Genomic DNA, 9,600 nt, shown 5'->3' with positions numbered 1-9,600 from the left:
CGTACATCGGTGTGATCCCGGAGAGCTTCGGGACGGCCAACCCGCTGTGGCTGGTGCTGCTGGCGCTGGTGATCTCCGCGCCGCTCAGCTACGTGCTGCTGCGCAGCCAGCGCGACGCCATGTCGGCGCAGCTCGCGCCGCGCGTGGACCGGGCCATGGGCAAACTGCGCGCGAACCAGGGCATGGAGGACGACGCGGATGACGCCGCTCGTTCGGCCTGAGGTGTCCGCCGCCCCGGACGTTCCCGGCGTACGCCGGTGTGAGCCAGGTCACGGTTTCCTGGTGCTACCGTGATGGACATGAACACAGCAGCCGCGCCGCGCCCCTTGCACGGGGTGCTCCTTGTCGCGCGCCTGCACATCGACCTGTGCCGCCGCCCCACCGCGGCCTGTCGTCGCTGACCCGCACGTCGCCGTACCCCTGGCCTTCCGGCCGTTTCACCGCGACTCTTCCCGTGCTGTGTCCCCTCAGGGCATTCCCCTGCCCTGACCCATGTCGAAAACTCACTCGCCGACCGGAGCGTGCCCGTGTCCTCCCCGTCCTCCCCGTCCGCCGCCCCCGACACCAGACGGAAGCTGTCCCTGCCGCCGTTCTGGGCCCAGATCCTCATCGGTCTCGCCGCCGGTGTGCTGCTCGGCTGGATAGCCCGCAACTGGGAGGTGGACTGGCTGGCCCGCACCCTGGACGAGATAGGCGGCCGGTTCGTCCAGCTGTTGCGGCTGGCCGTCGCCCCACTGGTGTTCTTCGCCATCGCCGTCTCCATCACCAACCTCCGCAAGGTCTCCAACGCCGCCCGGCTGGCCGGCCGCACCCTGCTGTGGTTCCTCATCACCTCGCTGGTCGCGGTGGCCATCGGCCTCTTCATCGGCCTGGTGACCAACCCGGGCTCCGGCTCCGCGCTCACCGCGGCGGACGGCCAGGCCCCCGAGAACTCCGGCTCCTGGCTGGACTTCCTCACCGGGATCATCCCCACCGACGTCATCACCCCCTTCACCGAGCTGAAGGTCCTCCAGATCGTCTTCCTCGCCGCCGCCGTCGGTATCGCCGCGCTCCAGCTCGGTGAGAAGGCCGCCCCGCTGGTGACCTTCGGCGAGACCGCGCTCGAACTGCTCCAGAAGGCGCTGTGGTGGATCATCCGCCTCGCGCCGCTGGGCACCCTGGGGCTGATCGGCCGCTCCATCAACAACTACGGCTGGGACCTGCTGGGCGACTACGCCACCTTCACCATCGACGTGTACGTGGGCTCCCTGCTGGTGCTGTTCGGCGTCTACCCGCTGCTGCTGCGCTTCGCCGCCGGTCTCAACCCGCTCCAGTTCTTCCGGGGCGCCTGGCCCGCCATCCAGCTGGCCTTCGTCTCCCGCTCCTCGGTGGGCACCCTGCCCGTCACCCAGCGCGTGACCGAGCGGCTCGGGGTGCCGAAGGAGTACACCTCCTTCGCCGTGCCGTTCGGCGCCACCACCAAGATGGACGGCTGCGCCGCGATCTACCCGGCGCTGGCCGCGATCTTCGTGGCGCAGATCTTCGACATCTCGCTGGGCATCCAGGACTACGTGCTGATCGCGTTCGTGTCGGTGATCGGTTCCGCCGCCACCGCCGGGCTCACCGGCGCCACCGTGATGACCACGCTGACCCTCTCCACGCTGGGCCTGCCCCTGGAGGGCGTGGGTCTGCTGCTGGCCATCGACCCGATCCTGGACATGATCCGCACCGCCGTGAACGTGGCGGGTCAGTCCGTGGTCCCGGTGATCGTCGCGGCGCGGGAGAAGATCCTGGACCGGGACGCGTACGACAGCGCCACCAGCTTCGACATCAACGAGGCGGAGCCCGGCAACGCCGCGCCGGCCGAGGTCCCGAAGCCGTCGGGTCCCTCGGGTTCGTCCGTCGCCACCGCCTAGCCGTAGCGCTCTCACCGATGGACCGAGCCCCGCTGGTTTTCCGGAACCAGCGGGGCTCGGTTTCTACGCACGGGCGGTGTCCGTCGCGTGTCCTCCACCACGTGCCTCATGGCGTAGCCGAGCGGGAGCACGGCGACCGGGTCGGGTTAACACTTGCGTTAATATGCGGCCCGTGGCTAATGGGAAGTGATCCTCGTCGCGGAGGTCGCGGCGTGGTTCGAGGCTCTGGCCGAGAGTGACTGGGCCAGCGCTGAACAGGTGGAAGACGCGATTGATCTCTTGGCCGCGACGGGGCCGACGCTCGGTCGCCCGCTGGTGGACCGGATCAAGGGAGCGGAGCAGCATCATCTGAAGGAGCTCAGGCCGGGGTCCGGTGGCGGCAGCGAGGTACGGATCCTGTTCGCGTTCGACCCGGTTCGCCGGGCGGTGCTGCTGGTCGCAGGGGGCAAGGCCGGGGACTGGCGGGGATGGTACGACAGCAACATCCCTCTGGCTGAGAAGCGTTACAGGGCGCACCTCGATGATCTGGAGACCAGGGAGTACGAATGAGTGACGCGGTCAGGTGGGAGGACGCGAAGCGCGCGGCCCGTGAGCGGCGCGAGGCCGCGGGGCTGCCGGTGCGCACGCCCGCGGAGAAGCGGGCGGCGATGGACAGGCTCGTCTCCGAGGTGCGTGCTTACAAGCTTGCGGAGATCCGGCGGGAGCAGGCGCTGACTCAGCGGGAGGTCGCGGCGTCCATGGGTGTCTCCGCTCCTCGTGTGTCGGCGATCGAGCACGGAATGCTCGACCGTGCCGAGCTGGCGACCCTGCGCTCCTATGTGGAGGCGCTGGGCGGGCGCCTTCGTGTGGTGGCGGATTTCGGTGATGCCGAGTACACGGTCGCCTGATGGGCGGTGCCGCGAAGAGTGGTGCGTCGCGGCCGTGTGCTGGAAACCGCGACGTGTGTCCGTGAAGTCGGTCGTGACCGTGGCCGGTCATGCCGTGGCCCGGTGACCGGCGCCGTGCGTCCCGTTCGTGCGGGGCGGGCGGCGCCGTTCGCATGGTCCCGGGGGTCAGCAGACGGCGGGTTTCACCCAGGAGCATTCGAGACCGGCTTCGGCCACCTCCTCCTGCCGTTCGGTGAGCGGCGCGATGACCGGTGGTGCGGCGGTACGGGTGTGGGGGCCGCCGTCCGCCGCGAGTGCGGCGACGATCGCGTCCTGTACCCGGGTCTGGCCCGACCCGAGGTGGTGGTTGATCATGATGCTGAACACCAGCTCCCGGCCGCCGGCCGTCGTCACATAGCCCGACAGCGCGGTGGCCCCGGTCAGCGTGCCGGTCTTGGCCCGCGCGTTGCCGGCCGCCGGGGTGCCGCACATGCGGCTGCGCAGGGTGCCGCCCTCCAGCCGGTCCGGTGCGCAGGCGATGGGCAGGGCGGCGTACCAGTGGCCGAACCACGGTTCGTCGCGTACCGCGTCGAGCAGTTCCGCGAAGTCGGCGGGGGCGATCATGTTCATCCGGGACAGCCCCGAGCCGTCCACCTGGGCGTAGCCGCCGGTGTCCAGGCCGAGCCGGGCGGCGTGGTCGGCGACGGCCGCCAGCCCGGCTGCCCAGCTGCCGGTGCCGGTGTCGGCGGCGCCGATCGCCTTCAGCAGCGCCTCGCCGTGCGGGTTGACGGAGAGTTTCAGGAACGGCACCAGGATCTCGGACAGCGGCATCGAGGTGTGCACGGCCACGGCCTGGGCCCCGGCCGGGACGGCCCGCCCGGTCACCGTGGACCCGGCCACCGTGACGCCGTGGGCGGCCAGCGCGTCGGCGAAGACGGCGGCGGTGTACGCGGTGGGGTCGGTGACGCTCAGCCAGGTGTCGGTGGGCCCGGCGCCGGCCGGGACGGTGCCGGTGACGGTGATGGTGTCCCGGCCGTGGGTGCGCCCGACGGTCAGGGTGTGCGGCCCGCCGGCGGCCACGGTCACGGCGCGGTTGTCGACGGTCAGCAGGTCGGGCGCCGGGTGCAGGGTGACCTCGGCCGGTGTGCCGGGCGCGGCGCCGGGGCCCGCGGTCACCCGGACGCTGCCGGAGTCGTAGTCGGTGTCGGGCGCCAGGGTGAGCGCGGAGACCGGGGCCGAGTAGGCGTACTGTTCGGCGTCCCAGCCCCAGGCACGGCCGAGTCCCGGTCCGGTGAAGAGGGTGTCGTCCGCGACGAGGTCGCCGGGGACGTGCGAGACGCCGGCGGCGGCCACCTCGGCGGCCAGGGCGTCGAGTTCCCCGGGCAGCAGGACGGGGTCGCCGGTGCCGCGCAGATAGAGGTCGCCGTCGCGGGTGCGCAGGACCTCGGTGCGGAAGCGGTGGTCGGGGCCGAGGATGTCGAGGGCGGCGGAGGCGGTCAGCAGCTTGGTGGTGGAGGCGGGCATCAGCCGGCGGTCGCCGTCGCGGTCGTAGAGGGTCCGGCCGGTGTCCGGGTCGCGCACCACCACCTGGGCGGTGGCGCCGGAGAGCAGCGGGTCGGCGAGGGCGGTGTCGATCGCGTCCGCGAACCCGGGCCGTCCGGTGTCCCCGGCGCCGGCCGTACCGGAGGACCACACCAGGCTCAGCCCGAGCACGGCGGCGAGCGGCAGCAGGAGCGTGCGATGAGGGCGCGTCATGCGCTGTCATCATGCCCATGGCAAGAGCTGAGTCAAGAGCGCCACCCCGGCCACGCCGGTACCCGTCCCCGCGCGGACGGGCGGACGGCGCTTGCCGCGCCGCGCGCCGGGACCGGATGATGGGGCGGCACGCGGCGAGTGGACCGGGGCGGCCGTACCCGCAAGTGGCCGGGGCCGCGGGCCGGTCGCCGGGTGGGCCGTCCGGGCGGGCGGCAGCGCGGCGGGCCCCACCGCCAGGAGGGAGACAGCCGCACAGCCGTGATCACGCCGACCTTGCCCCGTCCTTGGGCGGATGTGTGCCGGTACGACCGCCGCTCCGCCGGACAAAGCCGTGGCGGTCCGGTGAAGGAGCCGGTCAGGGGCCCGCGCGGGCGGGCAGAATCCCCGGGAACCGCCGCACCGTGCCGGGAGTGCCCATGACGCCACCGCAAGACCCCCTCGCACCACCGCCCCCCGTCACCCGCCCCCGGCTGCGCCGCGCCCACGGCGCCGTGCTGGAGGCGTCGCTGCCCGCGCTCGTGCCCGCCGTCGAACAGGGCAGCCTCGCCGACATCCCGTTCGTCAACGCCCAGCAGGCCCCCGACGCCGTCGCGTTCAGCCGCAAGCACCGCGACGGCACCTGGTACGACGTCACCTGCGCCCAGTTCGCCGGGGAGGTCCTCGCCGTCGCCAAGGGCCTCATCGCCCACGGGCTCGCCCCCGGCGACCGGCTCGCCATCATGTCCCGCACCCGGTACGAGTGGACCCTCCTCGACTTCGCCGCCTGGGCCGCCGGGCTCATCACCGTGCCCGTCCACCCCTCCGCCACCGCCCGCCAGGTCAGCTGGATCCTGCGGGACGCCGGGGCCCGGGCCTGCGCCGTCGAGGGGGTGGAGGAGGCGCGGACCCTCACCGCCATCCGCGGCGAACTGCCGCACCTGGAACACCTGTGGCAGCTCACCGCCATCCACGGCAACGAGTCCAGCGCCATCGGCCAGATCTCCGCCGCCGGCCGCGGACTGCCGCACTCCGCCGTCGCCGAACGCCGCCGGCTCCTCACCCCCGGCCACATCGCCACCCTCACCCACACCTCCGGCACCGTCGCCCTGCCGCAGGGCTGCGTCCTCACCCACGCCCATCTCTTCACCAAGATCGACAACACGATCGAACTGCTCTACCCCGTCTACCGCTCCCTCACCGACCGGCCCGCCGCCACCCTGCTCACCCTGCCGCCGGCCCACGCCCTGGGCCGCACCGTCGCGCTGGGCTGCGTACGGGCCCGGATCCGGCTGGGCCACGCGTCCGCCGACGGCGACGTGCTGCCGGACCTGGCCGGCTTCCGGCCCACCTTCCTGGTCACCACCCCCCGGCTGCTGGAACGCGTCCACCACACCACCCGGGCCGCCGCCGAAGACGCGGGCCGGGGCGCCGCGTTCGACCGGGCCGCCGCGCTCGCCCGGCGCATCGGCGCCGCCGTCGCCGCGGAACAGCACGGCACCGGCGACGGCCCGGGGCTCAGCCTGCGCGCCGGCCGTTCGCTGTACGAGGCCGGCGTCTACCGGCGGGTGCGCGAGGCGCTGGGCGGCGAGGTCCGCCACGTGCTGTGCGGCGGCGCCCCGCTCAGCCGCTCGCTGGCCACCTTCTACGAGGGCGTCGGGATCCCGGTGCACGAGAGCTACGGCCTCACCGAGACCGCCGCCGGTGCCGTCCTCGCCCCGCCGCACGCCCCGCGGCTCGGCACGGTGGGCTGGCCGCTGCCCGGTACGGCGGTGCGCATCGCCGAGGACGGCGAGATCCTGCTGCGCGGCGGACAGATATGCAGCGGCTACTGGGACTCCCGCACCCGCAGCATCCGCCCCGTCACCGGCTCCGGCGGCTGGCTGCCCACCGGTGACCTCGGCGCGCTGGACGAGGACGGCTATCTCACCGTGCACGGCCGCAAACAGGATCTGATCACCCTGGCGGACGGCGCCCGCTTCTCCCCCGGGCCACTGGAGGAGGCGATCCGCGCCGACCCGCTGATCGGCCACTGCGTGGTCGCGGGCGAGGGCCGCCCCTATCTCACCGCGCTGCTCACCCTCGACCCCGAAGGGCTCGCCCGGTGGCTGCGCGCGGCCGGGCGCCGACCGGCGTCGGCCGAGCGGATGGCCGAGGACCCCGAACTGCTGCGCCACCTCCAGCGGGTGATCGACGAGGCGGGCCGCGTCCACCGGTTCCACCTGCTGCCCCGCCCGTTCACGGTGGCCTCCGGCTATCTGACCCCGGCCGGCACGCTGCGCCGCACGGCGGTGCTGCGCGATCACACGCAGCAGATCGAGAGCCTGTACCGCGGGGGCCGGTGAGCCGGGCCGGGGGAGAATTCAGCTAAGAGCGTAGGTCCCGGCGGCGCACCGTGCGCAGTCCGCACGCCTCCCCGAGGGTGTCGCCCTCCTCCGCGAGCACCATCAGGACGAAGTAAAGGTAACCGGTGACCCAACGCCGCACCGCGCGCGGGAAACGCGGGCGCCCGGCGTCGGTCACCCGGACCACCCGCAGGCCCCACAGCAGTTTTCCGAGGCTCGCCCGAAAGAGCAGGACGAGAATCACATGATTGGCGCAGGAGAGGGCCAGCACGGTGAGGACCGGCGCGAGGAATTCACCGGCTCCACCGGTATCCGGGAACAATCCGCGGGACAGCGCCAGCCCCGCCCCCAGCGCGAAAAGGACATCGGTGAACACCGCCGCCATCAGCCGCAGGGTGCCCGCTTCCGGAGGCGGCGCGGGCGGGCCGGTTCGCTTTATCTGTCGCACGCATGACAGAGACGCGGTGGCCCAGCCCCCGGTTCTGCGCAAAGGCAGGAGCCCCCGCGGCGGGCGGGGGCTCCTTGGGTACTGCGTTCGACGCCGAGAGGCGACGGATCAGGCCGGGGTGACGTTCTCGGCCTGCGGGCCCTTCGGGCCCTGGGTGACGTCGAAGGTCACCTGCTGGCTCTCCTCAAGCGAGCGGAAGCCAGAGGCGTTGATGGCGGAGTAGTGGACGAAGACATCGGGGCCGCCGCCGTCCTGGGCAATGAAGCCGAAGCCCTTCTCGGCGTTGAACCACTTGACGGTTCCGGTAGCCATAAGCCCTCCCTGGGCCTATAAGGGTCGCCCTGCTCCAGAACCTGCAAGAAGTCTGAAAACGACGAAAGCCCGCGGTTACATGCTCCGCAGGCTCGTACTGCAAGGGAAACCAAACTGCAACTTGCTGCGAGCGTAGCACGCTGTGTGCACGACCGGAAGGATGGAAGTCCCCCGTCGGGGGGAATCGCAACTGGCGGCCGGCTCGCATGACACCAGGCGTACCCTCACAGGGGTGAGTACACACCCCCGGACCCGTCCCCGAGTCGGGCACATTCAGTTTCTGAACTGTCTCCCCCTGTACTGGGGCCTGGCGAGGACCGGCACGCTGCTGGACCTGGAACTCACCAAGGACACGCCCGAGAAGCTGAGCGAACGCCTGGTCGCCGGCGAACTCGACATCGGCCCCGTCACCCTCGTCGAATATCTGCGGCACGCGGACGAACTCGTCGCCCTCCCCGACATCGCCGTCGGCTGCGACGGCCCGGTGATGTCCTGCGTGATCGTCTCCCAGGTGCCGCTGGAGCGCCTGGACGGGGCGCGGGTGGCGCTCGGTTCCACCTCGCGCACCTCCGTGCGCCTGGCCCGGCTGCTGCTCGCCGAGCAGTACGGCGTCAGCCCCGACTACTACACCTGCCCGCCCGACCTCGGGCTGATGATGCAGGAGGCGGACGCCGCCGTCCTCATCGGGGACGCCGCGCTGCGCGCCGCCCTGCACGACGCGCCCCGGCTCGGCCTCCAGGTGCACGACCTGGGGCAGATGTGGCACGAGTGGACCGGGCTGCCGTTCGTGTTCGCCGTGTGGGCGGTGCGCCCGGACTACCTGGAGCGCGAGGAGGCGACGGTGCGCGAGGTGCACCGGGCGTTCCTCGCCTCCCGCGATCTGTCGCTGGCCGAGGTCTCCAAGGTCGCCGAGCAGGCCGCCCGCTGGGAGGCCTTCGACGCCACCGTGCTGGAACGGTACTTCACCACCCTGGACTTCCGGTTCGGCGAACGGCAGCTGGGCGGGGCCCGCGAGTTCGCCCGCCGGATCGGCTTCACCGGGGCCGACCGGGTACGGCTGCTGCCGCCCGGCTGACGGAGGGGATGACGTTGGAGCCGCTGACCCACGAGGATCCGCCGTCCGTGGGCGGGTACCGGCTGCTGCGCCGGCTCGGCCGGGGCGGCATGGGCCGGGTGTACCTGGGCCGCAGCGCCGGAGGCCGTACGGTCGCGGTGAAGGTGGTGCACCGGCAGTTCGCGGCCGACGAGCAGTTCCGCGCCCGGTTCGCGCGCGAAGTGGCGGCGGCCCGGCTGGTCGGCGGCTCCGGCGCGTACACCGCCCCGGTGCTCGACGCCGACCCGGACGCCGAACTGCCCTGGGTGGCCACCGGCTACGTCGCCGGGCCCGATCTGCGACGCACCGTCGCCGAGGGCGGGCCGCTGCCGGCCGCCACGGTACGGGCGCTGGGCGCGGGACTGGCCGAGGCGCTGGCGGCGGTGCACGGGCACGGCCTGGTGCACCGGGACGTCAAACCCTCCAACGTGCTCCTCGCGGTGGACGGCCCCCGGCTGATCGACTTCGGGATCGCGCGGGCGGCGGACGCGGCGGGCGAACTCACCGCCACCGGTGTCTCGCTCGGCTCGCCCGCCTACATGTCGCCCGAACAGGTGCTGGGCGCGGGGGCCGGACGGCCCGGAGCGCCGGGCCCGGCCACCGATGTGTTCTCGCTCGGCTCCGTGCTGGTGTACGCGGCGGGCGGCCGGCCGCCGTTCCCCGGCGAGTCCCTGACCCAGGTGCTGTACCAGGTGGTGCACCAGGCGCCCGAGCTGACCGGGGTGCCGGCCGAACTGCGCGGGCTGGCCGCCGCGATGCTCGCCAAGGACCCGGCGGCCCGCCCGCCGCTCGCGGAGGTCGTGCGGGCGCTGGCCGGGGAGGGCGGCGCCGGTCCGCTGATCCGGGCCGGCTGGCTGCCGCCCGAGGTGGTCGAGGGGATCGGCCGCCGGGCCACCGCGCTGCTGGATCT

General features: G+C 73.0%; 10 protein-coding genes. 7 read left to right on the top strand and 3 right to left on the bottom strand.

Annotated features, from left to right (window positions below; genetic code table 11):
• The 4 genes from ACFV5N_RS19660 to ACFV5N_RS19645 all read left to right on the top strand — a co-directional run.
• Positions 1-221: DUF4229 domain-containing protein (locus ACFV5N_RS19660; protein ID WP_385601334.1), on the top strand; the 221-nt coding region annotated here is incomplete at its 5' end.
• Positions 222-527: 306 nt separating this feature from the next.
• On the top strand, positions 528-1,895 hold the full coding sequence (locus tag ACFV5N_RS19655) for a dicarboxylate/amino acid:cation symporter (RefSeq protein WP_385601333.1): 1,368 nt from the start codon (positions 528-530) through the stop codon (positions 1,893-1,895).
• Between the two features lie 186 nt (positions 1,896-2,081).
• Positions 2,082-2,444 (top strand): type II toxin-antitoxin system RelE/ParE family toxin, encoded by a 363-nt coding sequence (locus ACFV5N_RS19650; RefSeq protein WP_385601330.1) that lies wholly within the window; start codon positions 2,082-2,084, stop codon positions 2,442-2,444.
• Positions 2,441-2,782: an XRE family transcriptional regulator gene (locus ACFV5N_RS19645; RefSeq protein ID WP_385601328.1), complete on the top strand. Its 342-nt coding sequence runs from the start codon at positions 2,441-2,443 to the stop codon at positions 2,780-2,782. The genes ACFV5N_RS19650 and ACFV5N_RS19645 overlap by 4 nt, the downstream gene beginning before the upstream one ends.
• 165 nt (positions 2,783-2,947) lie before the next feature.
• On the opposite strand, the gene dacB is transcribed toward ACFV5N_RS19645, so the two are convergent.
• The gene (gene dacB / locus ACFV5N_RS19640; RefSeq protein ID WP_385601325.1) at positions 2,948-4,516 is read right to left on the bottom strand and encodes a D-alanyl-D-alanine carboxypeptidase/D-alanyl-D-alanine-endopeptidase; all 1,569 of its coding nucleotides are present in this window, start codon (positions 4,514-4,516) and stop codon (positions 2,948-2,950) included.
• 416 nt (positions 4,517-4,932) lie between these two features.
• Here dacB and ACFV5N_RS19635 point away from each other — a divergent pair, with 416 nt between their 5' ends.
• Complete coding sequence (locus ACFV5N_RS19635) at positions 4,933-6,837, top strand: AMP-dependent synthetase/ligase (protein WP_385601322.1); 1,905 nt, start codon at positions 4,933-4,935, stop codon at positions 6,835-6,837.
• A gap of 22 nt (positions 6,838-6,859) precedes the next feature.
• On the opposite strand, the gene ACFV5N_RS19630 is transcribed toward ACFV5N_RS19635, so the two are convergent.
• Together ACFV5N_RS19630 and ACFV5N_RS19625 are read right to left on the bottom strand one after the other, a co-directional pair.
• Positions 6,860-7,222: an RDD family protein gene (locus tag ACFV5N_RS19630; protein WP_385601320.1), complete on the bottom strand. Its 363-nt coding sequence runs from the start codon at positions 7,220-7,222 to the stop codon at positions 6,860-6,862.
• Positions 7,223-7,393: 171 nt separating this feature from the next.
• On the bottom strand, positions 7,394-7,597 hold the full coding sequence (locus ACFV5N_RS19625) for a cold-shock protein (RefSeq protein ID WP_019435746.1): 204 nt from the start codon (positions 7,595-7,597) through the stop codon (positions 7,394-7,396).
• 232 nt (positions 7,598-7,829) lie between these two features.
• Here ACFV5N_RS19625 and ACFV5N_RS19620 point away from each other — a divergent pair, with 232 nt between their 5' ends.
• Both ACFV5N_RS19620 and ACFV5N_RS19615 read left to right on the top strand, forming a co-directional pair.
• Positions 7,830-8,672 (top strand): menaquinone biosynthetic enzyme MqnA/MqnD family protein, encoded by an 843-nt coding sequence (locus ACFV5N_RS19620; RefSeq protein ID WP_385601317.1) that lies wholly within the window; start codon positions 7,830-7,832, stop codon positions 8,670-8,672.
• A 14-nt stretch (positions 8,673-8,686) separates the two neighbouring features.
• Positions 8,687-9,600 (top strand): serine/threonine-protein kinase (locus tag ACFV5N_RS19615; RefSeq protein WP_385601336.1); only part of this gene is annotated, 914 nt, incomplete at its 3' end.

Source organism: Streptomyces sp. NPDC059853, from assembly GCF_042731495.1.
In the GTDB taxonomy this organism is placed as follows: domain Bacteria; phylum Actinomycetota; class Actinomycetes; order Streptomycetales; family Streptomycetaceae; genus Streptomyces.
The sequence above is the reverse complement of the archived record's forward strand: the minus strand, read 5'-3'. Positions and strand labels throughout refer to the sequence as shown.